This is a genomic window from Streptomyces zaehneri, from assembly GCF_032248645.1.
Classification (GTDB): Bacteria; Actinomycetota; Actinomycetes; order Streptomycetales; family Streptomycetaceae; genus Streptomyces; species Streptomyces coriariae.
In genome coordinates, this window is record NZ_JASTTJ010000001.1 from 316,154 (window position 1) to 342,769 (window position 26,616).

General features: G+C 71.5%; 24 protein-coding genes and 2 riboswitches. Of the genes, 13 read left to right on the forward strand and 11 right to left on the reverse strand.

Features of this window, described 5'->3' with window-relative positions:
- The 3 genes from QQM72_RS01425 to glgX form a co-directional block, all read right to left on the reverse strand.
- Entirely contained in the window at positions 1-1,857 is a 1,857-nt protein-coding gene (locus tag QQM72_RS01425) for an ABC transporter ATP-binding protein (protein ID WP_314218939.1), read from the reverse strand.
- Positions 1,854-3,707, reverse strand: a complete 1,854-nt coding sequence (locus QQM72_RS01430) for an ABC transporter ATP-binding protein (RefSeq protein WP_314218940.1) — start codon at positions 3,705-3,707, stop codon at positions 1,854-1,856. The genes QQM72_RS01425 and QQM72_RS01430 overlap by 4 nt, the downstream gene beginning before the upstream one ends.
- 281 nt (positions 3,708-3,988) lie before the next feature.
- The gene (gene glgX, locus QQM72_RS01435; RefSeq protein ID WP_314218941.1) at positions 3,989-6,241 is read right to left on the reverse strand and encodes a glycogen debranching protein GlgX; all 2,253 of its coding nucleotides are present in this window, start codon (positions 6,239-6,241) and stop codon (positions 3,989-3,991) included.
- Between the two features lie 153 nt (positions 6,242-6,394).
- Between glgX and QQM72_RS01440 the strand changes: the two genes are divergently transcribed.
- The 6 genes from QQM72_RS01440 (at position 6,395) to QQM72_RS01465 (ending at position 12,964) form a co-directional block, all read left to right on the forward strand.
- On the forward strand, positions 6,395-7,639 hold the full coding sequence (locus tag QQM72_RS01440) for a L,D-transpeptidase (RefSeq protein ID WP_314218942.1): 1,245 nt from the start codon (positions 6,395-6,397) through the stop codon (positions 7,637-7,639).
- A gap of 170 nt (positions 7,640-7,809) precedes the next feature.
- Positions 7,810-9,063: a L,D-transpeptidase gene (locus tag QQM72_RS01445; protein ID WP_399075546.1), complete on the forward strand. Its 1,254-nt coding sequence runs from the start codon at positions 7,810-7,812 to the stop codon at positions 9,061-9,063.
- Positions 9,064-9,195: 132 nt separating this feature from the next.
- Complete coding sequence (locus QQM72_RS01450) at positions 9,196-9,963, forward strand: enoyl-CoA hydratase/isomerase family protein (protein WP_314218943.1); 768 nt, start codon at positions 9,196-9,198, stop codon at positions 9,961-9,963.
- 288 nt (positions 9,964-10,251) lie between these two features.
- Positions 10,252-10,755: an ATP-binding protein gene (locus tag QQM72_RS01455; protein WP_054239841.1), complete on the forward strand. Its 504-nt coding sequence runs from the start codon at positions 10,252-10,254 to the stop codon at positions 10,753-10,755.
- Positions 10,756-10,943: 188 nt separating this feature from the next.
- Entirely contained in the window at positions 10,944-11,768 is an 825-nt protein-coding gene (locus QQM72_RS01460; RefSeq protein WP_314218944.1) for a polysaccharide deacetylase family protein, read from the forward strand.
- Positions 11,768-12,964 carry a YncE family protein gene (locus QQM72_RS01465; RefSeq protein WP_314218945.1) on the forward strand — a complete coding sequence of 399 codons (1,197 nt, stop codon included), beginning with the start codon at positions 11,768-11,770 and terminating at the stop codon, positions 12,962-12,964. The genes QQM72_RS01460 and QQM72_RS01465 overlap by 1 nt, the downstream gene beginning before the upstream one ends.
- Before the next feature lie 104 nt (positions 12,965-13,068).
- Here QQM72_RS01465 and QQM72_RS01470 read toward each other — a convergent pair whose 3' ends face one another.
- Positions 13,069-13,767, reverse strand: coding sequence for a GNAT family N-acetyltransferase (locus tag QQM72_RS01470; protein ID WP_314218946.1), 699 nt, complete (start codon positions 13,765-13,767; stop codon positions 13,069-13,071).
- A 61-nt stretch (positions 13,768-13,828) separates the two neighbouring features.
- On the opposite strand from QQM72_RS01470, the gene QQM72_RS01475 reads away from it, so the two are divergent.
- A complete protein-coding gene (locus QQM72_RS01475) occupies positions 13,829-14,743 on the forward strand; it encodes a helix-turn-helix domain-containing protein (protein WP_314218947.1) in 915 nt (304 codons plus the stop codon).
- Between the two features lie 62 nt (positions 14,744-14,805).
- The gene (locus QQM72_RS01480) at positions 14,806-15,018 is read left to right on the forward strand and encodes an EF-hand domain-containing protein (protein WP_314219160.1); all 213 of its coding nucleotides are present in this window, start codon (positions 14,806-14,808) and stop codon (positions 15,016-15,018) included.
- A gap of 44 nt (positions 15,019-15,062) precedes the next feature.
- On the opposite strand, the gene QQM72_RS01485 is transcribed toward QQM72_RS01480, so the two are convergent.
- On the reverse strand, positions 15,063-15,470 hold the full coding sequence (locus tag QQM72_RS01485; RefSeq protein WP_314218948.1) for a hypothetical protein: 408 nt from the start codon (positions 15,468-15,470) through the stop codon (positions 15,063-15,065).
- On the opposite strand from QQM72_RS01485, the gene QQM72_RS01490 reads away from it, so the two are divergent.
- Positions 15,454-16,116: an NADPH-dependent F420 reductase gene (locus tag QQM72_RS01490; RefSeq protein WP_314218949.1), complete on the forward strand. Its 663-nt coding sequence runs from the start codon at positions 15,454-15,456 to the stop codon at positions 16,114-16,116. The two genes, QQM72_RS01485 and QQM72_RS01490, sit on opposite strands and share 17 nt — an antisense overlap.
- A gap of 118 nt (positions 16,117-16,234) precedes the next feature.
- Here QQM72_RS01490 and QQM72_RS01495 read toward each other — a convergent pair whose 3' ends face one another.
- The 6 genes from QQM72_RS01495 to gcvT form a co-directional block, all read right to left on the reverse strand.
- The gene (locus tag QQM72_RS01495; RefSeq protein WP_314218950.1) at positions 16,235-17,089 is read right to left on the reverse strand and encodes an SDR family NAD(P)-dependent oxidoreductase; all 855 of its coding nucleotides are present in this window, start codon (positions 17,087-17,089) and stop codon (positions 16,235-16,237) included.
- Between the two features lie 188 nt (positions 17,090-17,277).
- Positions 17,278-17,820 carry an MOSC domain-containing protein gene (locus tag QQM72_RS01500; RefSeq protein WP_314218951.1) on the reverse strand — a complete coding sequence of 181 codons (543 nt, stop codon included), beginning with the start codon at positions 17,818-17,820 and terminating at the stop codon, positions 17,278-17,280.
- Positions 17,821-17,858: 38 nt separating this feature from the next.
- Positions 17,859-19,241 carry an L-serine ammonia-lyase gene (locus QQM72_RS01505; protein WP_314218952.1) on the reverse strand — a complete coding sequence of 461 codons (1,383 nt, stop codon included), beginning with the start codon at positions 19,239-19,241 and terminating at the stop codon, positions 17,859-17,861.
- Positions 19,242-19,316: 75 nt separating this feature from the next.
- Positions 19,317-20,594 (reverse strand): serine hydroxymethyltransferase, encoded by a 1,278-nt coding sequence (gene glyA / locus QQM72_RS01510; protein WP_314218953.1) that lies wholly within the window; start codon positions 20,592-20,594, stop codon positions 19,317-19,319.
- A gap of 14 nt (positions 20,595-20,608) precedes the next feature.
- Entirely contained in the window at positions 20,609-20,986 is a 378-nt protein-coding gene (gcvH, locus tag QQM72_RS01515; RefSeq protein WP_020131386.1) for a glycine cleavage system protein GcvH, read from the reverse strand.
- A gap of 118 nt (positions 20,987-21,104) precedes the next feature.
- Positions 21,105-22,247 carry a glycine cleavage system aminomethyltransferase GcvT gene (gene gcvT, locus QQM72_RS01520; protein WP_314218954.1) on the reverse strand — a complete coding sequence of 381 codons (1,143 nt, stop codon included), beginning with the start codon at positions 22,245-22,247 and terminating at the stop codon, positions 21,105-21,107.
- 42 nt (positions 22,248-22,289) lie between these two features.
- Positions 22,290-22,407: riboswitch (glycine riboswitch) on the reverse strand.
- Positions 22,408-22,507: riboswitch (glycine riboswitch) on the reverse strand.
- Positions 22,508-22,680: 173 nt separating this feature from the next.
- Here gcvT and QQM72_RS01525 point away from each other — a divergent pair.
- The 4 genes from QQM72_RS01525 to QQM72_RS01540 all read left to right on the forward strand — a co-directional run bounded on the left by QQM72_RS01525 (position 22,681) and on the right by QQM72_RS01540 (position 26,547).
- A complete protein-coding gene (locus tag QQM72_RS01525) occupies positions 22,681-23,370 on the forward strand; it encodes an AAA family ATPase (RefSeq protein WP_314219161.1) in 690 nt (229 codons plus the stop codon).
- A 78-nt stretch (positions 23,371-23,448) separates the two neighbouring features.
- Positions 23,449-24,255 (forward strand): enhanced serine sensitivity protein SseB, encoded by an 807-nt coding sequence (locus QQM72_RS01530; RefSeq protein WP_314218955.1) that lies wholly within the window; start codon positions 23,449-23,451, stop codon positions 24,253-24,255.
- Positions 24,256-24,470: 215 nt separating this feature from the next.
- On the forward strand, positions 24,471-25,226 hold the full coding sequence (locus tag QQM72_RS01535) for an enhanced serine sensitivity protein SseB C-terminal domain-containing protein (RefSeq protein ID WP_314219162.1): 756 nt from the start codon (positions 24,471-24,473) through the stop codon (positions 25,224-25,226).
- A gap of 313 nt (positions 25,227-25,539) precedes the next feature.
- On the forward strand, positions 25,540-26,547 hold the full coding sequence (locus tag QQM72_RS01540) for an ABC transporter permease (protein ID WP_314218956.1): 1,008 nt from the start codon (positions 25,540-25,542) through the stop codon (positions 26,545-26,547).
- Positions 26,548-26,616: the final 69 nt, after the last annotated feature.

Below are 26,616 nucleotides of genomic sequence, written 5' to 3' on the forward strand. Positions count from 1 at the left end.
TCACGCCAGACTGTCCCGCCAGGCCCGGTGCAGGTCCGCGAACCGGCCGGTGCCCGTGATCAGCGCGGCCGGGCTGCCGTCCTCGACGATCCGCCCGTGCTCCATGACCAGGACCCGGTCGGCGATCTCCACGGTCGACAGCCGGTGCGCGATCACCACCGCCGTACGGCCTTTCAGCACCGTCGCCATCGCCGCCTGCACGGCCCGCTCGCCCGGGACGTCGAGCGAGCTGGTCGCCTCGTCGAGGATCAGCACCGCCGGGTCGGCCAGCAACGCCCTGGCGAACGCGACGAGTTGTCGCTGCCCGGCGGAGATACGGCCACCGCGCTTGCGGACGTCGGTGTCGTAGCCGTCGGGCAGGGTGCTGATGAACTCGTGCGCGCCGATCGCCTTCGCCGCCCGCTCGATCTCCTCCCGGCTCGCGTCCGACCGGCCGATGGCGATGTTCTCGGCGACCGTGCCGGAGAACAGGAACGCCTCCTGCGTCACCATGACCACCCCGCGCCGCAGTTCGGGCACGGCCAGCTCGCGCAGGTCGACCCCGTCCAGCAGCACCTGCCCCTCGGACGGGTCGTAGAAGCGGGCGAGCAGCTTGGCCAGCGTGGACTTGCCCGCGCCGGTCGAGCCGACCACGGCGACGGTCTGCCCGGCGGGCAGGGTCAGGTCGAAGCGGGGGAGGATCTCGCCACCCGTGCGGTAGCCGAAGGAGACCTGGTCGAAGACGACCTCCCGGCCGGGCAGTTCACCCGCCGGCGGCAGCTCCCGCGGCGCCGACGGCTCGGGCACGGACGGCGTCTGCGCGAGCAGCCCCGCGATCTTCTCCAGCGAGGCGGCCGCCGACTGGTAGGAGTTGAGGAACATGGCGAGCCGGTCTATCGGGTCGTACAGCCGCCGCAGATACAGCACGGCCGCCGCCAGCACGCCCAGCTCCAGCGAGCCGTCGGCCACCCGGGTGGCGCCCCACAGCACGATCCCCGCGACCGCCGTGTTGGCGACCAGCCGCGATCCGGTGACGTACCGGGCCATCTCCAGGAGCGCGTTGCCGTTGATCCGTTCGTGCCGCTGGTTCAGGACACGGAAGCCGGCGTCGTTGACGGGCTCGCGGCGGAACGCGCGCACCGGCCGGATGCCGTTCATCGTCTCGACGAACTTCACGATCACGGCCGCGATCGCGGTGGAGCGGGCCCGGAACACCTGCCCGGCGCGCCGCTGGTAGACCCTGACGAGGAGGTACAGCGGACCGAAGGACGCCACCGCGACGGCCCCGAGGCCCAGGTCCAGCCAGAGCAGCATGGCCGAGATGTAGAGGAAGGAGAGGAACATTGTCACGAGTTCCTGGAGACCCTCGCTGAGCAGTTCGCGCAGCGACTCCACATCCGTGGTGGAGCGGGAGATCAGCCGGCCCGAGGTGTAGCGCTCGTGGAAGTCCAGGCTCAGCGCCTGCGCGTGCCGGAAGATCCGGCCGCGCAGATCGAGCAGCGCGTCCTGGCTGACGCGGGCGGAGGCGATCAGGAACGCGTACTGAAGTCCGCCGGAGACCAGCGCGCACAGCAGATAGCCGACGCCGACCGCGACCAGCGGCCCGTGGTCGTCGGCCCGGAACGCCGGTACGGCGCGGTCGATGGCGTACGCCACCAGCAGCGGGCCGGCCTGCACGGCCGCCTGCTGGAGCAGCAGCAGGAGCGAGGTGAAGGCGACCCGCGCCCGCATGGGCTCGAGCAGGGAGCGCAGCAGCGCGCCCGTGGCGCCGGGCGGGGTGGGCAGGACGTCCTTGTCGAAGGGGTCGTCGGCGGCGGTCCGCGGAGGGACTTCGGGGTCGTCGTCGGTGACGGGGAGAGCGGTGGTGGGGGCGGTCATCGGCGGTCGGCCTCCTGTTCCCCGAAGTGAGTTCCGGTCGGTGTTCCGGACGGTTCTGCGGGCGGTGTTCCGGTCGGTGATCCGGACGGCTCTCCGGACATGAGGTGGGCGTACTCGGTGTTGCTGCGCAGCAGTTCGTGATGGGTGCCCACGGCGGTGACGCGCCCGTCGGACAGCAGGGCGACACGGTCGGCGAGGAGCACGGTGGACGGGCGGTGCGCCACGATCAGCGCGGTGGTGTCGGCGAGGACCTGCCGCAGAGCCGCCTCCACGGCAGCCTCGGTGTGCACGTCCAGCGCGGACAGCGGGTCGTCCAGGACGAGGAACCGGGGCTGCCCGACCACGGCTCTGGCCAGTGCGAGGCGCTGCCGCTGCCCGCCGGAGAGACTGAGCCCCTGCTCGCCGACCTGCGTCTCGACGCCCTGCGGCAACGCGTGCGCGAAGTCCGCCTGGGCCACGCCCAGCGCCCGCTCCAGCTCGGCGGCGCCCGCCCCGTCCGCCGCTCCCATGAGGACGTTCTCCCCGACGCTCGCGGAGAACAGGGTCGGCTCCTCGAAGGCGACGGCGACCCGCGAGCGCAGCTCCTCGCGGGACATCGCGGTGATGTCCTCGCCGTCGAGCGTGATGCGGCCGGCGGTCACCTCGTGCAGCCGGGGGACCAGGGCCGTGAGCGTCGTCTTCCCGCTGCCGGTCGCCCCGACCAGCGCCATGGACTCGCCGGGCCGGATGTGCAGGTCGACGCCGTCGAGGGTGGGCGGGGAGTCGGGGGAGGCGTCGGGATAGCGGAAGGTGACGCCGTCGAAGCGCAGACCGCCGTCGGACGCGGCGGCCCGCCCGCCCCGGCCGTCGGGCTCCTCGGGCGCCTCGTCCATCACCTCGAAGTAGCGCTCCGTCGCCGTCGCCGCCTCCTGGCTCATCGCCAGCAGGAAGCCGATCGAGTCCACCGGCCAGCGCAGCGCGAGCGCCGTGGACAGGAAGGCGACCAGGGTGCCCGCGGACAGCTCGCCGTCGGCCACCCGCACCGCGCCGAGCACCAGCGCCGCCCCGACCGCCACCTCCGGGAGCGTCACGATGACGGCCCAGATCGTGGCCAGCAGCCGTGCCTTGCGCAGCTCCGTGCCGCGCAGCGTCGACGACAGCTCCCGGAAGGCCCGCGCCTGACTGCGGTGCCGCCCGAAGCCCTTGATGATCCTGATCCCGAGGACGCTCTCCTCGACCACCGTCGTCAGGTCCCCGGCCTGGTCCTGGGCGCGCCGTGCCACGACGGCGTACCGGTTCTCGAAGTACACGCACATCACGACGACGGGGATGGCGGGCCCGAGGACGACCAGTCCGAGCGTCCAGTCCTGGAGCAGCATGATGACCAACCCGAAGAGGATCGTCACCGCGTTGACCAGCAGGAACGTCAGCGGGAAGGCGAGGAACATGCGCAGCAGACCCAGATCGGAGGTCGCCCGGGACAGCAACTGCCCCGAGGCCCAACGGTCGTGGAACGCCACCGGCAGCCGCTGGAGCCGCCCGTAGAGATCGGCCCGCATCTCGGCCTCGACATGCGACAGCGGACGTGCCACCAGCCAGCGCCGCAACCCGAACAGCAGCGCCTCCGCGAAGCCGAGCAGCAACAGGCAGAGCGCGCCCAGCCAGACCCCGGCCGTGTCCCGGTCGGCGACGGGGCCGTCCACCATCCACTTCAGGACGAGCGGGATGACCAGCCCCGTACAGGAGGCGAGCACGGCGACGAAGGCGGCCGCGAACAGCCGTATCCGCACGGGACGGACGTACGGCCACAGACGCAGCAGGGAACGTACGGCGGAGCGGTCCTGGGAAGCGGTTGCAGGTGTCCTGGGCATCACCGCGAGCCTACGGACCGGCACTGACAACGCCCACCGAGTTTTGGCCGGACCGGACTCCGCCGCCGGTCCTGCGACCTGCGTGTTCGAGGGGTCGTACGGGCACGTCAGCCGATCGGCCGAGGCCCGTTCGGGCGAGTCGGCCGATCCCGCGCCGCCCGTGACCCGTCCCTGCGGGGCGCGGCTCGGTCGGTGTACGGCGGCAGCCCGGCCGCGGTCCGCTCCCAGGCCGCCCTCGTGCTCGGCCGGCCGGCTTCAGGACCAGGAATCCGCGGGGGAGTTCACGGGCCTGAAACGTCGTCCCACCCCACCACGCGCAGCAGCAGCACCGCCCGCCCCGGCACCGTGACCGGCATGCCCGCCCGGTGCGTCACACCCGGCGCCTCCCCCTGCTCCTCGTTCGACGTGTCGACGACCACCTCGTACCGCTCCGCCCACGGCGCCCCCGGCAGGACGAAGCTCACCGGTCGGTCCCCGGCGTGCAGGACGGCGAGGAAGCTGTCGTCGGTGATCGGCGCGCCCCGCTCGTCCCGGCCGGGAATGTCCCGTCCGGACAGGTACATCCCGAGGGTCGCCGCGGGCGCGTACCAGTCCCCTTCGGTCATCTCCGTGCCCCGCTCGGTGAACCAGGCGAGGTCCCGCAGCCCGTCCGCCGAATGCGCCCGCCCGGAGAAGAAGGCGCGGCGGCGGAGCACCGGGTGCCGGTGGCGCAGCGCGATCAGCCGGGCGGTGAGGTCGAACAGGGCCCGCCACCGCGGCTCCTCGAGCAGCCCCCAGTCCACCCAGCTGATCTCGTTGTCCTGGCAGTAGGCGTTGTTGTTGCCCCGCTGGGTGCGCCCCAGTTCGTCGCCCGCGACCAGCATCGGCACGCCCGTCGACAGCAGCAGTGTCGTCAGCAGGTTCCGCAGTTGCCTCCGCCGCAGCGCCAGCACCCGCTCGTCGGCCGTCTCGCCCTCGGTGCCGCCGTTCCAGGAGCGGTTGTCGTTCGTACCGTCCCGGTTGCCCTCGCCGTTGGCCTCGTTGTGCTTGCGGTCGTACGACACCAGGTCGCGCAGGGTGAAGCCGTCGTGCGCGGTCACGAAGTTGACCGACGCGTAGGGCCGGCGTCCGCCCCACGCGTACAGGTCGCTCGACCCCGACAGCCGGTAGCCCATCTCCCGCACGTCCGGCAGCGACTGCCGCCAGAAGTCCCGCACGGCGTCGCGGTAGCGGTCGTTCCACTCCGTCCACAGGGGCGGGAAGGCGCCCACCTGGTAGCCGCCCGAGCCCACGTCCCAGGGTTCGGCGATCAGCTTCACCCGGCGCAGCACCGGGTCCTGCGCGATCACCGCGAGGAACGGGGACAGCATGTCGACGTCGTGCATGGAGCGGGCCAGCGCCGCCGCCAGGTCGAAACGGAAGCCGTCGACGCCCATCTCCGTCACCCAGTAGCGCAGCGAGTCGGTGATCAGCCTCAGCACATGGGGCTGGACCACGTGCAGGGTGTTCCCGCAGCCCGTGTAGTCGGCGTACCTGCGCGCGTCCGACTGCACCCGGTAGTAGCCCCGGTTGTCGATGCCCTTCAGCGACAGCGTCGGCCCCAGCTCGCCGGCCTCCGCCGTGTGGTTGTAGACGACGTCGAGGATCACCTCGATGCCGGCCGCGTGCAGGGCGCGCACCATCCGCTTGAACTCGCCGACCTGGCCGCCCGTCGTCCCGGCGGAGGCGTACGCGGCGTGCGGGGCGAAGTAGCCGACGGAGTTGTAGCCCCAGTAGTTCTTCAGCCCCCGGCGCAGCAGATGGTCCTCGTGCGCGAACTGGTGGACGGGCAGCAGCTCCACCGCCGTGACGCCCAGCCTCACCAGGTGCTCCACCGCCGCCGGGTGCGCCAGACCGGCGTACGTGCCGCGCAGTTCCTCCGGGATCCCCGGGTGCAGCCGGGTGAAGCCGCGCACATGCAGCTCGTAGATCACCGAGTCCGCCCAGGGCGTCTTCGGGCGGCGGTCGTCGGCCCAGTCGTCGTCATCGTGCACGACGACGCCCTTGGGGACGTGCGGCGCCGAGTCCCGTTCGTCGCGCACGGTGTCGGCGACCTGCTGCTGGGGCCAGTCGCGGACATGCCCGTAGACCTCCGGCGGCAGGCTGAACTCGCCGTCCACCGCCCTGGCGTAGGGGTCCAGGAGCAGCTTCGCCGGGTTCCAGCGGCCGCCGGTCCACGGGTCCCAGCGGCCGTGCACCCGGTAGCCGTAGCGCTGGCCCGGCATGACCCCGGGCACGAAGCCGTGCCAGATCTCGTGCGTGAGTTCGGTGAGGCGGGCCCGGGTCTCCCGGCCGGCCTCGTCGAACAGGCACAGTTCGACCGACTCGGCCCCACCCGCCCACAGTGCGAAGTTGGTGCCCGCGACCCCGTCCGGGCCGACCCGGAACCGGGCGCCCAGTGGTGTGGACGCGCCCGGCCACACGGGTGGACCCGGCACCTTGCGCGACGCACCGTTCATGACGGTGTCCGGCGTGGCGCGTTCCGCCACCGCCTCCTGCTCGGCTGCGCTGGACACCGTTCAGCCTCCCGCGGCTCGTGGAACGACGTGGGAAAAGAGCGCGCGGTGTCCCGGCCGCGGCTCCCCGTCGCGTCGTCCTCCCCCCATTTCTGCCCAGAGCGGCCCTCGCACTCACGTTTCCCCGGAGCGTGCCCGATCGTTGGGCACCATGTGAGGCACGTACAAGGGCGCGCACGGCGCGCGGGGGTCGCACTGGCCGCCGTACTGACATGGGCAGGACTACTGGCCGGGGCCGCCGGTTGCACCGGCGAGGACAGCCGGAGCGGACTCGACCGGGTGCTCGGCAAGCCCCCGGCCCCCGAGGACGTCATCCGCGTCACCCCGGCGGACGGAACGAAAGGAGTACGGCCCGAGGAGCGGCTGTTGGTGCGGGTACCGGGCGGGCGGCTGGAGTCCGTGAAGGTCGTCAGGTCGCAGGACGCCCAGGAGACCCCGGTCCCGGGCAGGATCACCGCGGACGGATCGAGCTGGCGGCCGGACGAGGGCCGGCTCGGGCTCGCCGCCCGCTACACCGTCGACGCCGTCGCCCTGGACGGCGACGGGAACCGCTCGGCCCGGCACACCACCTTCACCACCTACGTCCCAGAAGAGCGCTTCATCGGCTACGTCACCCCGGAGAACCGCTCCACCGTGGGCACCGGGATGATCGTCTCGCTGGAGTTCAACCGGGAGATCGACAACCGGGCCGCGGTCCAGCGCGCCGTCCGGGTCACGGCCGAACCCGCGGTGGACATCCGGCCGCACTGGTTCGGGGACACCCGGCTCGACTTCCGGCCCGAGGAGTACTGGAAGCCCGGCACCCGGGTCACCGTCACGCTCGGGCTGCGGGACGTCGAGGGGGCGCCCGGTGTCTACGGGCTCCAGGACAAGTCGTTCTCCTTCACCGTCGGGCGCAGCCAGGTGTCCCTGGTGGACGCGGCGAAGCACACCATGCAGGTGCGGCGCGACGACGAACTGCTGGCCACCGTGCCGATCACGGCCGGGGCGCCGAAGAACACCACCTACAACGGGAAGATGGTGGTGACCGAGATGCTGGAGCTGACCCGGATGAACGGCGCCACGGTCGGCTTCAAGAAGGCGAACGGCAAGGGCGAGTACGACATTCCGGACGTGCCGCACGCCATGCGGCTGACGAGTTCCGGCACCTTCCTGCACGGCAACTACTGGGCGGAGGACGTCTTCGGCCGGGCCAACGTGAGCCATGGCTGCGTGGGCCTCAGGGACGTCAAGGGCGGCGCCTCGGACACGCCCGCGGGCTGGTTCTTCGACCGCTCGCTCGTCGGTGACGTCATCGAGGTCGTGCACAGCAGGGACAAGCAGGTCGCCCCGGACAACGGGCTCGGCGGCTGGAACATGACCTGGAAGGAGTGGATCGCCGGCGGCGCCCGGAAATGACCTCGCTCCCCGATGCAACCTTCCCCGCGTTCGCACGGTCCTAGTTGGGACTGAACGGTGACAATCTTGGCCCGTCCAGGCCGTTGACCTTGTGGTTAATATGCGGCGAACGCGGGGGACGCGTCGCGGTGCGGGCCCGGGGAGGGCCCGGGGGAGTGGGGAGAACGACTTTGAACGTGCGACCGATATCGGGGGCGTCGGTTGGGGGGCGCTCGCGCGGCCGCGACAAGCGGTTGGCGCTGATCGTCGGCGGACTGCTGCTGGCCGTCACTGCCTGCGGCGGGGGCGGGGACTCGGACTCCGGGTCCGCGAAGGACGCGGGCTCCGAAGGCAAGGGCGCTTCGGCCGCCGCCGAGAGCAAGCAGTCCGAGGCGGTCGTGACCATCGCCCCGAAGACCGGTGCCAAGGACGTCGACACCAGCGGCGCCCTGAAGGTGACGGCCGCCAAGGGCAAACTGACCGAGGTCGTCGTCAAGGACGACAAGGGGACGGCCGTCGCCGGCGCGATCTCCGCGGACGGCGTCGGCTGGACGCCGGCCACGCACCTCGCCGGGTCCACCAAGTACCAGGTGCACGCGGTCGCGAAGGACTCCGAGGGCCGCACGGCCGCCGAGGACTCGTCCTTCACCACGCTGAGCCCGCAGAACACCTTCACCGGCAACTTCACGCCCGAGGACGGTTCCACGGTCGGTGTCGGCATGCCCTTCTCGGTGCGCTTCACCCGGGGCATCACCCACCCGGACGACGTGGAGAAGGCCATCTCCGTCACGACCGTGCCGGCCGTCGACGTCCAGGGCCACTGGTTCGGCAACGACCGTCTCGACTTCCGTCCCGAGAAGTACTGGAAGGCCGGCACCAAGGTCACCGTGAAGCTGAACCTCGACGGCGTCGAGGGGCGCAAGGGCGTCTACGGCAAGCAGGCCAAGACGGTCTCCTTCACCATCGGCCGCGACCAGGTGTCCGTCGTGGACGCCAAGAAGCACACGATGAAGGTCACGCAGGAGGGCAAGGTCGTCAAGACCATTCCGGTCACCACCGGCAAGCCCGGCTACGCCACCTGGAACGGCCAGATGGTCATGAGTGAGAAGTTCACCGTGACCCGCATGAACGGCGACACGGTCGGTTACGACGGCGAGTACGACATCAAGGACGTCCCGCACGCCATCCGCCTGACCGACTCCGGCACCTTCGTGCACGGCAACTACTGGGGCGGCGACGCCTTCGGCAACTACAACGCCAGTCACGGCTGCATCGGCCTGCGGGACGTGCGCGGCGGCTACGACAGCGGCGTGCCGGCCGCGTGGTTCTTCAACCACTCGATGGTCGGCGACGTGGTGGTCGTGAAGAACTCCACCGACCCGACGGTCAACCCGGCCAACGGCCTCAACGGCTGGAACATCCCGTGGGCGGAGTGGACGAAGTAGCACCCGCTCGATGACTTTCCGAAGGGCCCGGCGCCGCGACCCACGGCACCGGGCCCTTCGTCGTCTCCTCCCCCGGCCGATGTGACCGACCGCACCGGCTCCGCCATCGTTAGTCAGCGTTAACCTGCTGCCATGACCGTGAATCTCGAAGTCGCCGACGGCGTCGGCACGCTGCGCCTCGACCGCCCGCCCATGAACGCGCTGGACGTGGCCACCCAGGACCGGCTCAAGGAGCTCGCCGAGGAGGCGACCCGTCGTGACGACGTACGCGCGGTCGTCGTGTACGGCGGCGAGAAGGTGTTCGCGGCGGGCGCGGACATCAAGGAGATGCAGGAGATGGACCACACCGCGATGGTCCTGCGCGCCCGCGCCCTCCAGGACTCCTTCACCGCGGTGGCCCGCATCCCCAAGCCGGTCGTCGCGGCGGTGACCGGTTACGCGCTGGGCGGCGGCTGCGAGCTCGCGCTGTGCGCGGACTTCAGGATCGCCGGGGACAACGCCAAGCTGGGCCAGCCGGAGATCCTGCTCGGGCTGATCCCCGGCGCCGGCGGCACCCAGCGCCTCTCCCGGCTGGTCGGCCCCTCCAAGGCGAAGGACCTGATCTTCACGGGCCGGATGGTGAAGGCCGACGAGGCGCTGACCCTGGGTCTGGTGGACCGGGTCGTCCCGGCCGCCGACGTGTACACGGAGGCGCACCGCTGGGCCGCGAAGCTGGCGCAGGGTCCGGCGATCGCGCTGCGCGCCGCGAAGGAGTCGATCGACACCGGTCTGGAGACCGACATCGAGACGGGTCTGGCGGTCGAACGGAACTGGTTCGCGGGTCTGTTCGCGACCGCCGACCGCGAGATCGGCATGCGCAGCTTCGTCGAGGAAGGCCCGGGCAAGGCCAAGTTCCTGTGAGGGAGGTCTCCTTCGAACTCCCCGGAATCACTTGCAATTGACGGGGCGTCTCATCCGGGTCCCTCGATGGGGCGGTTTATGGGAACCTTAAGGCGACCTTAAGCCTGCCTTGTCGAGCGGCCCCGCCGAGCGTCTCCCGGCGAGTTGTCGCCGCAGGTCAGTCCCGGTTTGTGGGGCTTTGAACTGTCTCTGGCATATGCCGATCGATCCATCCGGAACAGTGGATTCCGGGGGGCGTATTCCGTCGGAACGGCCCCGGAGGGGGCTCCGGGCGGCCATGATGGGGGCATGGCGGGGCTGGAGGGCATCGAACAGCCGCGGGGGCCGAGCCGTGCGACCGCGGCGCGCTGGTCGCCTGCGGTCGAGGACGAACGGGCCTTGAAGGCGCTGGAGTTGTTCGGCAACCCGACGGACGGCGAGGTTCCGCTGCCGTCCCGCCCCGAGTCCGCCGCCACGGCCCGACGGCTGGCCCAGGTCGTCGTCCTGCGCCAGTGGGGACTGACCCCCAAGATGACCGAGGACGCGGTCCTCCTCGTCTCCGAACTCGTCGGCAACGCCGTACGGCACACCGGTGCGCGGGTCTTCGGCCTCCGTATGCGGCGCCGACGCGGCTGGATCAGGGTCGAGGTCCGCGATCCCTCCCGGGGGCTGCCCTGTCTGATGCCGGTCCAGGAACTGGACGTCAGCGGGCGGGGGCTGTTCCTCGTCGACAAGCTCTCCGACCGCTGGGGCGTGGATCTGCTTCCCCGCGGCAAGACGACGTGGTTCGAGATGCGGGTCGCCGACCGCTGATGTCCGCGGCGGTCGGTCGGGTATGTGCGGGTGGGTCTCGTGGCCGCCTTCCGGGGGCCGCGGCCCCCGGGCCCCCGCTTCGTCCCTGAACGGGCCTCGCCCTCGAACGCCGGACAGGCTGCGCGTGCATGCCCTGGTGGCACACTGCGTTGCGTCAATGGCCGGAAATGCCCCATATTCGCCCTTAAATGGTGCGGGTGACCACATCCGACCGTCGTTCCGTGCTGCGGGCGGGCGCCGGGCTCGTCGCCGGGGGTGCGTTCGCGGCCGCGTGCTCGCCCTTCAAGTCCCCTTCCGGCGCCGTCGCCCCGCATGCCCCCGCCTCCGGCTCCCCGGGCCCCGCGTCCCCCACCCGAGCCCCCGAGGCCTCCGCCCGTCCGCTCGCCGCCCCCGCGCCCCGCGCCTTCCCCCGCCAGCCCGCCCAGATCAGTCACGGTCCGAGCGGTCGGTCCCGGGTCGCTCTCACCTTCCACGGTCAGGGGGAGCCCTCCGTCGCCCGGGCCCTGCTGGGGGAGGCCGAGCGGCACGGCGCGCGGGTCACCGTGCTGGCCGTCGGATCCTGGCTCGACGAACACCCCGACCTCGCCCGCCGGATTCTCGACGGCGGCCACGACCTCGGCAACCACACCCAGCGCCATCTGGACATCAACGCCATGCCGGAGGCCGAGGCGGCGGCCGAGATCACCGGGTGCGCCGAGCGGCTGCGCAGACTCACCGGATCCATCGGGACCTGGTTCCGGCCCTCCCGGGCCACCCGCGCCTCCCCGCTCGTGGCGACGCTGGCCCGTCGCGCCGGCTACCCGCACGTCCTCTCCTACGACGTGGACTCCCTCGACTTCACCTCGCCCGGTGCCGCCGCCGTCACCCGCAACATCCTCGGCGGGGTCCGGGACGGGTCCGTCGTGAGCCTGCACTTCGGGTACGCGGACACGGTCGCCGCACTCCCCGCCGTACTCGACGAACTCGACCGCCGCGGACTGCGCGCGGTCACCACCACGGAGCTGATCGGCTGATGCACCGCACCCTCGTGAAAAGCGTCCTGCTCACCGGCGCCGCGCTCACCGTCCTCGCCGCCTGCGGCGCCGGGGGCGGGGGCGGGGCGGCCGGGGAAGGACGGAGCGGTGCCACGAAGGCGGCCGCTCCCGCACCGGCGAGGAAGGCCCGCAAGCCCGTCGTCGAAGGCCTGCCCGGCATGCCGCCGGTGCTCGACCCGAAGGACGTCTACGCCGCCGACCGGCCCGGCAGGCTCTCCCCGGTGGTCAAGGACTTCCCGTCCCGGGTCTACGTCCCCAACACCGAGTCCGACACCGTCTCCGTCATCGACCCGAAGACGTACGAGGTGATCGAGACCCTCCGGGTGGGGCGCCAGCCGCAGCACGTCGTTCCCTCCTGGGACATGAAGACGCTGTGGGTCAACAACAACCGGGGGCACACCCTCACCCCCATCGACCCAAGGACCGGCAGGACGGGCAAGCCGGTCGAGGTGCACGACCCGTACAACCTCTACTTCACGCCCAACGGCAGATACGCCGTCGTCATGGCCTCCCTCGACCGTGAACTCGTCTTCCGCGACCCGCACACCATGAAGCGGATCAAGACGGAACCGGTCACCTGCTACGGCGTCAACCACGCCGACTTCTCCCTCGACGGGAGGTACTTCATCGTGTCCTGCGAGTTCAGCGGTGAACTGCTCAAGGTCGACACCGAGAAGATGAAGGTCGTCGGACAGCAGCGACTGCCCTACAGGGGCGCCATGCCGCAGGACGTGAAGGTCTCGCCCGACGGGAAGCGGTTCTACGTCGCGGACATGATGGCCGACGGGATGTGGATCGTCGACGGCGACACCTTCGGCAAGCCGGAGTTCCTGCACACCGGCAAGGGCTGCCACGGGCTGTACATCGGCCGAGACTCCCGCGAGATGTACATCTCCAACCGCGGCGAGGGCACCGTCTCCGTCTTCGACTTCCACGAGAACGCGCTCACCGAGAAGTGGCGTCTTCCGAACGGCGGCAGCCCCGACATGGGCGGCGTCTCGGCGGACGGCAAGGTGCTGTGGCTGTCCGGGCGGTACAACTCCGAGGTGTACGCCATCGACACCCGCACCGGGGAGCAGCTCGCCCGGATCAAGGTCGGCAGGGGCCCGCACGGTCTGGCCGTCTACCCGCAGCCGGGCCGCTACTCCCTCGGTCACACCGGCATCTTCCGCTAGGTGTATTGATCACGAGCGGCCGAGCGTGTCCGTTCCGGGCGGCGTCGCACGCCAGTACGTCCTCGGCGCGTGTCCCGTCGGCAAGGCCGCCAACACCGAGGTGCTCAGCGGGTGTGCGAGCGACCTGGACCACGTACCGCGGCACTGACCGCCCCGACGCCCGGCTCCCGCCGGACGGTGAGCAGCGCCTCCGCCCCGACCGGCAGATAGCCCGCCGCCTGGAACGCCCGTGTGCTGCGGGCGTTCCCCGGCGAGATCTGCGCCCACACCGGCTCGCCCCCGCCCAGGTGCCGCGCCGCGCCCACCAGGGCCCGGCCCAGCCCCCGGTGCCGTACGCCCTCCTCGACCTCCACGGCGACCTCCAGCCGGTCCGCGACCCCGCGCCCGAGGACGACCACACCGCCCTCGGCGGCCCACACCCGCACCGCGTCGCGCCGCCTGCGCGAGCTGACCACCCGGGGATGGTCCGGGTCCTCGATCTCCGTCAGCGCGAGGGGCGGCGGGCCCGGCAGCGGGGAGCCGACCACCAGCGCGTCGACCGTCTCCGCGACCCGGCCCGTGCGGTCCAGCAGGGCCGTCAGGAACCGGGGGCTCATCGACGCGGCGAGGGCGTCGCAGTCGGCGGCGGCAAGTGTGTCGTACACCCACGCGGGGTCCTCGTCGACGAACACCACCGAGTGCGCGGTGAAGGAGAGGACGCCCGCGTCGCGCGGGGAGGGCTGGGGGAGGACGGTCGTGCGGCCGTCGGGGGGAGGGAAGACACCGCGCGCGGCCGCGTCGAGAACGTCCCGCAGGTTCCCCACCGCACCGGTTCCCTTCGCGCGCCTTGAGTCTCCACCCACTGGAAGGCCCACACTCGCACACATGATCGACGACGGCACCGGACTTTTCACCATCGGAGAGCCGGCCCGCTCCACCGGACTGACCGTGCGCACCATCCGCTACTGGTCCGACGAGGGCGTCCTGACCCCGGTGGCCCGCTCGGCCGGCGGCTACCGCCTCTACGACGCCGAGTCCGCCGCCCGTCTCGAACTGATCCGCACCCTGCGCGAGCTGGGCCTCGGTCTGGCCGACGTGCGCCGGGTGCTGGCCGGGGAGCGGACGGTCGCGGAGGTCGCGGCGGCGCACGTGACGGCGCTGGACGCGCAGATCGGAGCGCTGAAGGTGACCCGGGCCGTGCTGTCGTCCGTGGCGCGACGCGGCTCGACCGCGGAGGAGATGACCCTGATGAACAGACTGGCCCGGCTGTCGGCGGCCGAACGCAAACGGCTTCTCGACGACTTCACGGCGGAGATCTTCGACGGCGTCGACACCGCCGACCCCGACATCCGCACCCGGCTGCGGTTCGCCGCGGCGGACCTGCCGGACGATCCCGCTCCCGAACAGGTGGACGCCTGGGTGGACCCGGCCGAGCTGATCCAGGACCCGGAGTTCCGGGTGCTGATGCGCACGATGGTCGAGTTCAACGCGGCGGACCGCGGGCCGGACGTCCCGGCCGGCACCTCCCTGTGGTTCATGAGCCGTCTCGTGCGGCTCGGCGGCGAGGCGCTGCGGCAGGGCGTCGCCCCCGGCGACCCGGCGGCCGGGGAACTCCTGCGGGACCTGCTGGGCGACGCCGACCGGGCCGCCGTCCTGGACCGGCTGACCGCCGCCTCCAACGTACGGGTCGCCCGGTACCGCCACTTGTCGGCGATCGTGAACGGCGTCGGACGCCAGCCCTCGTACGACGGGGAGTTCTCCTGGGTGGTCGCCGCACTCCGCGCTCACCAGGGCCGTTAACCTGACCTGCGTCAGTAGAACAGCGAGTATGACCGCAAGGCATGACGAAGAGGGGCGGATCGGTGGCCGACATCGAAGAAGCGCGCAAGGAGTTCCAGCGGATCGACACGGACGGTGACGGCTTCGTCACCGCGGCCGAGTTCAAGACCGCCCTGGCCCAGGGGGGTGACTGGAACGTCACCGAGTCGGTCGCCGAGGTCATCATCAAGAGCCGCGACCTCGACGGTGACAAGCTCCTCTCGTTCGACGAGTTCTGGGCGCACCTGAACAAGTGAGACGAGCGGAAAGGGGGCGCCTCGCGATGCGGGGCGCCCCCTCCTCATGACCGGCGCTCGACGCGCACGGTCCGGCGTGCGGTGCCTCCCCGCCCAAGGGCCTGGTCGACCTCCTGGCCCTGACCGGACTGCGCGTCCGGGAGCCCGGCACCGCCGACGAGGCCGACGAGGCCCGCGAGGCCCGCGAGGCCCGCGAGGCCCGCGAGGCCCGCGAGGCGCCGGTCCGCGGTGTCGCGGACGGGGGCCCGGAATTCAAAGCGGCCGTCCTCGGGGCGGAACCGGAGGATCCGATCGACGGACGGCGCCGGGCCGCGGAGAATCTCGAAGGGATCGTCGCGGAGCCGGAATAGCCCGCCGCCCGCCGGGGTTGGACCCACAGGTGCATGCATGTGCATCGAATCCGAATCGTCTCGGTCCCGGAAGGCAAGGCCTCTCATGAAGATCGGCATCATCGGCGCGGGCAACATCGGCGGCAACCTCACCCGGCGCCTCAGCGCGCTCGGCCACGACGTCTCCGTCGCGAACTCCCGCGGCCCGCAGACGCTCAAGGATCTCGCCGAGGAGACGGGAGCGACCCCCGTCACCGTCGAGGAGGCGGCGCGCGATGCCGAGGTCGTGGTGGTCACGATTCCGCTCAAGGCCGTCCCGGGCCTGCCGTCCGGCGTCCTGGACGGCGCGGCCGACGGTGTGGCCGTCATCGACACCAACAACTACTACCCGCAGCAGCGCGACGGCCGGATCGCGGAGATCGAGGACGAGGGCCTCACCGAGAGCCGCTGGATCGAACGCCACATCGGCCACGCCGTGATCAAGGCCTTCAACGGCACCTACGCCCAGGACATCCTGGACCGCCCGCTCCCCGCGGGCGACCCCGACCGCATGGCGCTCCCGGTGGCCGGCGACGACGAGGCGGCGAAGGCGAAGGTCCGCGCCCTGATCGACGATCTCGGCTTCGACACCGTCGACGCGGGCGGCATCGACGACTCATGGCGCCAGCAGCCCGACACCCCCGTCTACGGCCTGCGGGCCGGCACCGAGGCGGTCACCGCGGCCCTCGCCGAGGCGAGCCCGGAACGCCCGGCCACCTTCCGCGGCTAGAACCGGCCCAGGGCGTGTCTGACGATTCGCGCCCGAGGCCGGGTCCGGCGTGGAGCATGTCGAGCAGGGTCTGCCGTTCGTCGGCCGTCAGCCTGGCGGGTGATGGCCGCCGTGCACGTCACCAGGGCACCGCGCCGGCGTCGTCGAAGAACTGTCCGGTGGGGCCGTCGTCGGGCAGAGTCGCGAGTTCGACGGCGATCGCCGCGCCCTGTTCGGGGGTGCGCACGCCGCGGAAGCCGTTGAGGTCGGTGGCGACGTAGCCGGGGCAGCCGGTGTTGATCAGGATGTTCGTGCCGCTCAGCTCCCGGGCGTATTGGAGGGTGACGGCGTTCAGGAACGTCTTCGACGGCGCGTACGCCGCGGACACCGGACCTGCCGTCCGCTCGGCGGCGGGTCCTGACTGCCGGGTGAGGGAGCCGACGCCGCTGGACATGTTCACGATCCGTGGTGCGGCGGAGCGGCGCAGCAGCGGCAGCATCGCGTTGGTGACGCGGATGACGCCGATCACGTTGGTGTCCACGACCGTGTGGATGGTGGCGGGGTCGATCCGGGTGGGCTCCTGGGGCATGTCGCCTGCGATGGCGGCGTTGTTGACGAGCACGTCGAGGCGTCCGGCCTGTTCGTCGATCAGCCGTGCGGCGGCCCTCGCGCTCGCGTCGTCGGTCACGTCCAGCGGTACGGCGAACGCGTCGATGCCCGCGGCGCGCAGTTTCTCCACCGCGACGCTTCGGCGCCGGTCGTCGCGGGCGCCGACGCCGACGCTCCAGCCGAGGGTGCCCAGGCCCGCAGGTCCGCGACCATGCGCAGTTGTTGCATTTCGTCGCGCTCGGCAGGCCTGTGCGGTCTCACCGGAGTCGTGCCGAGCCCAACCGCACGGTGACCTCGCCGCCGTGCCCGTGCTGGACGCGCCGACAGTGACCACCGTGATCGCCTGGCCACCGCACAGCCGGTCCAGGGCCGTCGCCGACCTCATCCGGACTGCGACACGCCTCCCGTAGCTCCCACCCGCCCGGCCGGGCTCCGCCCGTAGTGGCCCGGCTCGGGCGGCAGATCGCCGTGGCCCGGCTCGGGCGGCAGATCGCCGTGGGTGCACGCGGCTGGTGTCAGCCTGCGCGAGCAGGTGAGGTCTCTCTCGACCACTCACACCTTCGCATCAGTCACCTAGACGATCCGCAGGGGGTGGTGCGGTCCGTCCGGCAGCTCGACCGTGATCGAGTCCCCGGGCCGCACCACACCCCCGCTGAGCACCACACTCATGATCCCGGACCTGAAGGCCGGCCGTCCGTCCGGGCCCCGCCCGACGACCTGCTTCATCAGGCCCCTGCGGAAGTCGTCGATCTGCTTGCAGGGATTGCGCAGCCCGGTCACCTCGACCACGGCCTGTCCGCCGAGCCGCAGCCGCGTCCCGGTGGGCAGCCCGAGCAGGTCGATCCCGCGCGTGGTCACGTTCTCCCCGAGCTGTCCGGCGGCCACCTCGAACCCGGCCGTACGCACCTCCTCGAACAGCTCCTCGTGGATGAGGTGCACCTGCCGCAGATTCGGCTGCGAGGGATCCTTCTCCATCCGGAACCGGTGCTTCACCGTGGCCCCGGCATGCACGTCCCCCACCACCCCGACCCCGGCGACCAGCGTGACGCTCTCCCGGTTCGGCTTGGTGAAGGAGTACGTCCCGCTGCTGCTGACAGCGCTGACCGACCCGCTCATACGGCGAAGCTCCCCTGTCCCCGCGACCCGCTGCCGGGTCAGCACTCGATGATGTTCACCGCCAGCCCGCCCCGGGCCGTCTCCTTGTACTTGACGCTCATGTCCGCGCCCGTTTCCTTCATCGTCTTGATGACCTTGTCCAGGGACACCTTGTGCGAACCGTCGCCGCGCATCGCCATCCTGGCCGCGGTGACCGCCTTCACCGAGGCCATGCCGTTGCGCTCGATGCACGGGATCTGGACCAGGCCGCCCACGGGGTCGCAGGTCAGGCCGAGGTTGTGTTCCATGCCGATCTCGGCCGCGTTCTCGACCTGCTCGGGGGAGCCGCCGAGGACCTCGGCCAGCGCGCCCGCCGCCATCGAGCAGGCCGAGCCGACCTCGCCCTGGCAGCCGACCTCGGCGCCGGAGATGGAGGCGTTCTCCTTGAAGAGCATGCCGATCGCGCCGGCCGCGAGCAGGAAGCGGACCACCCCGTCCTCCTTCTCCCCCTCGGAGGCGCCGCCGGCCACGAAGTTCACGTAGTAGTGCAGGACCGCCGGGATGATGCCGGCCGCGCCGTTCGTCGGGGCCGTCACCACCCTGCCGCCGGCCGCGTTCTCCTCGTTCACCGCCATCGCGTACAGCGTGATCCACTCCATGGAGAGCGCCAACGGGTCGCCCTCCGCCCGGAGTTGACGTGCCGTCATGGCCGCCCGGCGGCGGACCCGCAGGCCGCCGGGCAGGATGCCCTCGCGGGACATGCCCCGGGACACACAGGCCTGCATCACCCGCCAGATCTCCAGCAGGCCGTCCCGGATCTCGTCCTCGGTGCGCCAGGCGCGCTCGTTCTCCAGCATCAGCGAGGAGATCGACAGGCCGGTCTCCTTCGCCAGCCGCAGCAGCTCGTCGCCGGTGCGGAAGGGGTACTTCAGGACCGTGTCGTCGAGTTTGATGCGGTCCGCGCCGACCGCGTCCTCGTCCACGACGAAGCCGCCGCCGACCGAGTAGTACGTCTTCGCCAGCAGCTCGGCGCCCTGGGCGTCGTGGGCCCATATCGTCATGCCGTTGGCGTGGTAGGGCAGGGCCTTGCGGCGGTGCAGGACCAGGTGGTCGTCGTAGGAGAACGGGATCTCGTGCGAGTCCAGCAGCCGCAGCCGGCCGGAGACCTTGATCTGCTCCACCCGGTCGTCCGCGCCCTCCACGTCCACCGTGCGCGGCGAGGAGCCCTCCAGGCCGAGCAGCACCGCCTTCGGCGTGCCGTGGCCGTGGCCGGTCGCGCCGAGCGAGCCGTACAGCTCGCAGCGCACCGACGCGACGGAGTCCAGCAGACCCTCGCCCCGCAGCCGCCGGGCGAACATGCGGGCCGCGCGCATCGGGCCGACCGTGTGGGAGCTGGACGGGCCGATGCCGATCGAGAACAGGTCGAAGACCGAGATGGCCACGGGGAACTCCTCAATGCAGGGTGGTGCGGGGTGCCGCCCACACCTCTCAGTGTGCGCGGCACCCGGGAAAGGGAACTACTTGCCCAGACCGGGATACAGCGGGTGCCTGTCGGCCAGGGCCGTGACCCGGGCCTTGAGCGCCGCCGCGTCGGCCGCAGGGAACGGGGACGGCGCCTTCAGCGTCTCGGCGATCACGTCCGCGACCTCGGCGAAGTCCTCGGCGGTGAAGCCGCGGGTCGCGAGGGCGGGCGTGCCGATCCGCAGTCCGGAGGTCACCATCGGGGGGCGCGGGTCGTTCGGGACCGCGTTGCGGTTGACCGTGATGCCGACCTCGTGGAGCCGGTCCTCGGCCTGCTGACCGTCCAGCTCGGACTCGCGCAGGTCGACCAGGATCAGGTGCACGTCGGTGCCGCCGGACAGGACGTTCACCCCGGCCGCGCGGGCGTCCGGCGAGGTCAGGCGCTCGGCGAGGATCTTCGCGCCCTCGACCGTGCGGGCCTGACGCTCCTTGAAGTCCTCGCTCGCCGCGACCTTGAAGGAGACCGCCTTGGCCGCGATCACGTGCTCCAGGGGGCCGCCCTGGAAACCCGGGAACACGGACGAGTTCAGCTTCTTCGCGAACTCCTTCTTCGCGAGGATGATGCCGCCGCGGGGGCCGCCCAGCGTCTTGTGGGTGGTGGACGTGACGACGTCGGCGTACTCCACCGGGTTCGGGTGGAGACCTGCCGCGACCAGACCCGCGAAGTGGGCCATGTCGACCCACAGGAAGGCCCCGACCTCGTCCGCGATCCGGCGGAACTCCGCGAAGTCCAGCTGCCGCGGGTACGCCGACCAGCCCGCGATGATCACCTTCGGGCGGTGCTCCTTGGCGAGCCGCTCCACCTCGGCCATGTCGACCAGTCCGGCGTCGTCCACGTGGTAGGCGACCACGTCGAACTGCTTGCCGGAGAAGTTCAGCCGCATGCCGTGGGTCAGGTGACCGCCGTGCGCCAGGTCCAGGCCGAGGATCGTGTCACCGGGCTGGGCCATCGCGAACAGGGCGGCCTGGTTGGCGGAGGCGCCCGAGTGCGGCTGCACGTTGGCGTACTCGGCGCCGAACAGCTCCTTGATCCGGTCGATCGCGATCTGCTCGGCCACGTCGACGTGCTCGCAGCCGCCGTAGTAGCGGCGGCCCGGGTAGCCCTCGGCGTACTTGTTGGTCAGGACCGAGCCCTGCGCCTCCATCACCGCGAGCGGAGCGAAGTTCTCCGAGGCGATCATCTCGAGCGTGGACTGCTGGCGGTTCAGCTCGGCGTCGACCGCGGCGGCGATCTCCGGGTCGAGCTCGTGCAGGGGCGTGTTCAGGACGGACATGCGTCTACGACTCCTCAGCCGGCGGTGAAGGCGGTGTATTCGTCGGCGGTGAGCAGGTCGTCCTGCTCGCCCGCCGTGCGTACCTTGAACAGCCATCCGCCCTCGAAGGGGGCGGAGTTCACCAGCGCCGGGTCGTCGACGACGTCCTGGTTGACCTCGACGATCTCGCCGGAGACCGGCGCGTACAGCTCGCTGACCGACTTGGTCGACTCCAGTTCGCCGCAGGTCTCGCCCGCGGTCACCGTGTCACCGACCTCCGGGAGCTGTACGAAGACCACGTCGCCGAGCGCGTTGGCCGCGTGCTCCGTGATGCCGACCGTCGAGACGCCGTCCTCGGCGACCGAAAGCCACTCGTGCTCCTTGCTGTAGCGCAGCTGCTGGGGGTTGCTCATGGCTTGAATTCTCCTGTACGCGGGAGGGTGCTGGTGAAGGGGGGACTGCTGGAAACGCACGTGAGCAGCGGAAATGTGCCCAGGGTCACGTGCGGGCGGGCGTCAACGCGCCCAGTGTCTACTTCCGGCGCTTGTAGAACGGCAGCGCCACGACCTCGTACGGCTCGTGGCTGCCTCGGATGTCCACGCCGACGCCCGTGGTCCCCGGCGCCGCGTGGGCGGCGTCGACGTACGCCATCGCGATCGGCTTGCCGAGAGTGGGGGAGGGGGCGCCGGAGGTGACCTCGCCGATCACCTCGCCGCCGGCGACGACGGCGAACCCGGCGCGCGGGACCCGACGGCCCTCGGCGACCAGGCCGACGAGGACGCGAGGGGGCTGCGAGGCGGCGCGCTCGGCGGCCGCCTCCAGCGCCGTACGTCCGACGAAGTCGCCGTCCTTGTCGAACTTCACCACCCGGCCGAGCCCCGCGTCGAACGGGGTGAGGGAGGTGCTCAGCTCGTGCCCGTACAGCGGCATGCCCGCCTCCAGGCGCAGCGTGTCCCGGCAGGACAGACCGCAGGGCACCAGTCCGACTCCCTCGCCGGCCTTGGTCAGCGCCTGCCACAGCTCGACGGCGTGCTCCGGCCGGACGAACAGTTCGAAGCCGTCCTCGCCGGTGTAGCCGGTGCGCGCGACGAGGGCGGGAACGCCGGCGACGGTGCCGGGCAGACCGGCGTAGTACTTCAGGCCGTCCAGGTCGGCGTCGGTGACGGCGGCGAGGATGCCGGGGGACTCGGGGCCCTGCACGGCGATCAGGGCGTAGGCGTCGCGGTCGTCGCGGACCTCCGCGTCGAAGCCCTCGGCGCGCTCGGTCAGCGCGTCCAGCACGACCTGCGCGTTGGAGGCGTTGGCCACCACCATGAACTCGGTGTCGGCCAGCCGGTAGACGATCAGGTCGTCCAGGATGCCGCCGTCCGGCCGGCAGATCATCGTGTAGCGGGCGCGGCCGTTCCTGACCGCCCCGATGTTGCCCACCAGGGCGAAGTCGAGAAGGGCGGCCGCCTGCGGGCCGGTGACGGTGATCTCGCCCATGTGCGACAGGTCGAAGAGCCCGGCCCGGGTGCGGACGGCGTGGTGCTCGTCGCGCTCGGAGCCGTAGCGCAGGGGCATGTCCCAGCCGGCGAAGTCGGTCATCGTCGCGCCGAGCGCGCGATGCACCGCGTCGAGGGCGGTGTGGCGCTGCGCGGCGGTCTGGTCGGATGCGGGGTCGGTACTGCTCATCGGGCGTTCGTCTCCCAAGGCATGACGGCACGGCGAGGTCGTTCCTCCCCATCTGTCATCGGAACCTGAGAGGTTCGCCATGACAACCCGCGACGGGATCGGTCATGACTTGCACCTTGGGTGGAGCCACTGGAGACAGCGGCCCGCTTTTCAGATGTGCCTCGCCCGCGCGGTAACGGGGCCTGAGAGATTCAAGGGAGGGACTTGCTCCTTCGGCGCCCCAGCGAAGCTGCTGCTGAGGACTCTCCCGCGCGGATTCAAACGGCCGGTATGCAGTTGGCGCGGCCATCATTGCACGGCTCGCCCCGATCACGGCAGGCCGCATCTGTAACCGGCTTGTGTCGGTACGCGCACGAAATCGCCGGGCGTGGCGCATTACCTTCTCTTTACGCTCGGTGGGGATGAGGACACCATCTGACCCCAGGGGAGGACGATCACGGTGAACAGGTCGACCAGGGCAAGGCCCACCGCATTCGCGACCGGCTCGGGGATCGCGCTGCCCGCGCAGCCCGTCGCCCCGGCCCGGGAGGCGGCCGGCCCGCAGTCGGCGCCCGTCGTCCGCGACCTGCGGGAGCGGGCCGGCCGCAGCCCGCACGGCCTGCTCTTCGGCCCCCGTGACCTGGTCGTGGTCACGGGTCTGCCCGGCAGCGGCAAGTCCACCCTCATGCGGCGGACCGTGCAGGGCATCCGCGTCGACTCCCAGGACACCCGGGACCGCTGGGACGCCCGTGCCCCCCGCTTCCTGCCCTACGGCCTCTACCGCCCCCTGGTCCGGCTCGCCCACTACGCCGGACTGCGCCGGGCGCTGCGCAGCGGCGAGGGCGTCGTCGTGCACGACTGCGGTACCCAGGCCTGGGTCCGTGACTGGCTGGCCCGCGAGGCCCGCCGCCGCGGCGGCACCCTCCACCTGCTGCTGCTGGACGTCGCCGCGGACACGGCCCTGGAGGGGCAGCGCGAGCGCGGCCGGGGCGTCTCCCGGTACGCGTTCCTGCGCCACCGCCACGCCGCCGCCCGGCTGGCGTGCTCGGTGGAGAAGGGCCGGCTGCCCCAGGGCTGCGGCTCGGCGGTCCTGCTCGACCGCGCGGCGGCCGACACACTGCGCCGCATCGGGTTCACGGGCTGAGGGCTCGGGCGCGGCCCCCGGTACCCGCTAGCCTTTCAGCCACAACGGAGTGAGCGGTTCTCAGCAGGCGGTAGGCAGATGGATTTCCCCCCGGCGAACTTTCCGACGGACTTCTCCGCGGACTTTCCGGCGCAGGCGCACCCCCATCCGCACGGCGGATGGCCCGGCAACGAGCTGGAGGAGGTGCTCTCCGTCTCCCTCGGCGTGCCGGGAGCCGGCGGCCGGATCGTCGAGGTGCTCGGACGCAGCTTCGTCTGGGTGCCGCTGCCCGGCGGCGGCGGCCCGCACAGCGGCCCCCTCGACCTGCCCACGATGGAGATCGAGGGCCAGGTGTACGTGCCGGTCTTCAGCTCCGAGGAGCAGTTCCGGCAGGTCGTCGGCTCGCACATGTCGTTCACGATCGCGCCGGCGGTGGAGTTCGCCCGGGGACTGCCCCCGCAGGTGGGCATCCTGGTGAACCCGGACGGTGTGGTCGGCGTCCCGCTGCCCCCGCCCGCCGTGGCCGAGCTCTGCCGGGCGGGCCGCACTCCGCTGGACGGCACCGCGGCCGGCGGCCGGGTCCGTCTGTACGAGCCCGACTGGCAGGACGACCCGATGGACTTCCTGGCCGCGGCCTCGGCCGAGTTCGAGGCCACGGGCGTGGTCCGCACGGCCCGCCGCTGCCTGGCCGCCATCGAGACGGCGGACCCGGTGATGTTCGTGGGAGTGGAACTCTCCCGGCTGGAAGGCGACCTGAGGGCCCTGCCGTTGGAGGCCCTGGGCAGGGCTCTGGGCAGGACCTCGGCCCCCTGGCCGGTCAACCTGGTCCTTCTGGACGTCGCCCAGGACCCGGTGGGCGACTGGCTGAGAGCCCGCGTCCGCCCCTTCTACACGAGGGACCGGTGAACCCGCCCGAGGGGCACGGGGCCGTGTCCGGGTGCGGCTGTGCCGCGGGGCACGCCCGGCCACGCGGGATCCGCGGCCCGACGATCGCAGCGGGCCCCGCGCTCTCAACGGCCGGACCGGCGGAGCGCCTAAGCTGGACTCCGACGCGGGGCAACTTCTCGAAGGGGCGATAAAAAGTGAGCGCTGGCACTGCCGCGACCGGCTCGGTCGAGCACATGCTGCGCCAGGTCACGCCCGGGCGCTACGACGCCTACGAGGCGCTCCTGCGCGCGCTCGCGACCCCCTCCTCCGGCCAGGTCTGGATGCTGCTGTGGCACGGCCAGGCCGGCTCCCCGGACGCCCAGTACGGAAACATGGAGGTCGAAGGGCACGGCTACGCCCCCTGCGTCACCTCCGCCCAGGAACTCAGCGCGAGTGGCTGGAACAGGTCGTACGAGGTGGTCGACGGGCTCGACGTGGCCCGCACCCTCTACCCCGACCACTACGGCCTCTGGCTGAACCCGCACGCCCCCGGCGGCGGGGTCGGCATCCCGTGGCTGGACCTGCGCCGGATCGCCACCGGCCTGGAGCGCCAGCCGGCCGGGCCGCTGCGGCTGTCCGAACCGGGCATCGAGATCCCGCAGTTCTACGCCCTGCTCGCGCAGAACGCCCACCGTACCCCGGCGGTGCGCGCGTTGCGTCGCGCCTGGGTGCAGCCGGCACTCGGCGCGCCCTATCTGGCCATCGGGCTCGACGTGTACGACTCCTCCCCGCAGGCCGTGGACGCCGTACGGGCGATGATGCAGCAGTCCATCGGGGCCGTGCCGGACGGGCTGCCGGTGTCGACGGTCGCCATGACGGACGAGTACGACCCCGTCGTGATGTGGATGCGCGCCACCGCCCGGCCCTTCTACGACCGCGAGGCGCACGCACCTGCCCCGGCCCAGGCTCCCGCCGGCGGCTACGGCTATCCGCCCACCGGACGTTACTGACGGCCGAATCGGGTCCTGCCGCGAGGTGGGGGCCGGATGTCTTCGCGCGTAGATGGCGACGATTGGTACCGGTTTTGTCCGATCTGGGCCAATAAGTCAGTGTCCGGGGGCCGTTACCCGCCGTCCGGATAACGGAACCCCTCTACCCGGATCACGTTTACGCATCCATTCACTGCCAAGTCTGGCTACAGATCGCCAAACCGTTGAAGACTCCGGCGTCAGGGGACTTATCCCCTGCGTATTACGGACTGATCACGCCGCTACAGCGGCAAGTGCGGGCCGGCTACCGCCGGTTGAGAGGGGTCCCTGCCAGATGACGGCACCATTGCACGAGCCGACCGCGGAAGCGGCCCCGAGCGCGGCCGAGGAAGCGTCGGTCGCCACCAGCGGCGCCAAGGCCGTTCAGGGCCGTTCCCTGGGCCGGATCGCCTGGGAGCGCCTCAAGCGGGACAAGCTCGCCCTCACGGGCGGCGTCGTCGTGCTCGTCCTGGTCGTGGTCGCGCTTCTCGCGCCGGTCATCACCGGGCTGCTCGGGCAGGACCCGAACGAGTACCACGAGAGCCTCATCGACCCGCTCTTCGGCACGCCCACGGGCTCCCTGGGCGGCGTCAGCGGCGACCACCTGCTCGGTGTCGAGCCGGTCAACGGCCGCGACATCTTCGCCCGCATCCTCTACGGCGCCCGGATCTCGCTGCTGGTCGGCTTCCTGTCGGCCGTGGTCGCGGTGATCCTCGGAACGGTGCTGGGCATCCTCGCCGGCTTCTTCGGCGGCTGGGTCGACTCCCTCATCAGCCGGGTGATGGACGGTCTGCTCGCCTTCCCGCAGCTGCTCTTCATCATCGCGCTGGTCTCCGTCATGCCGAACGACCTGCTCGGCCTCTCCGGTTCGAGCGTGCGTGTCTTCGTGATGATCCTGGTCATCGGCTTCTTCGGCTGGCCCTACATCGGACGCGTGGTGCGCGGCCAGACGCTCTCGCTGCGCGAGCGCGAGTACGTCGAGGCCGCCCGATCGCTGGGCGCGGGTCGGCTGTACATCCTGTTCAAGGAACTGCTGCCCAACCTGGTCGCCCCGATCGTCGTGTACACGACGATGATGATCCCCACCAACATCCTCACCGAGGCGGCGCTCAGCTTCCTGGGCGTCGGTGTCAAGCCGCCCACCGCCTCGTGGGGGCAGATGCTCTCGAGCGCGATCGACTACTACGAGTCCGACCCCATGTACATGGTGGTCCCGGGTGTGGCGATCTTCATCACCGTGCTGGCCTTCAACCTCTTCGGTGACGGCGTCCGGGACGCGCTGGACCCGAAGGCCTCCCGCTGATCCGCCCCGACGGGGATCCGCGAACACAGCGAGCCGCAGAACCGCCGAACACACGGCGCCCCAACCGTC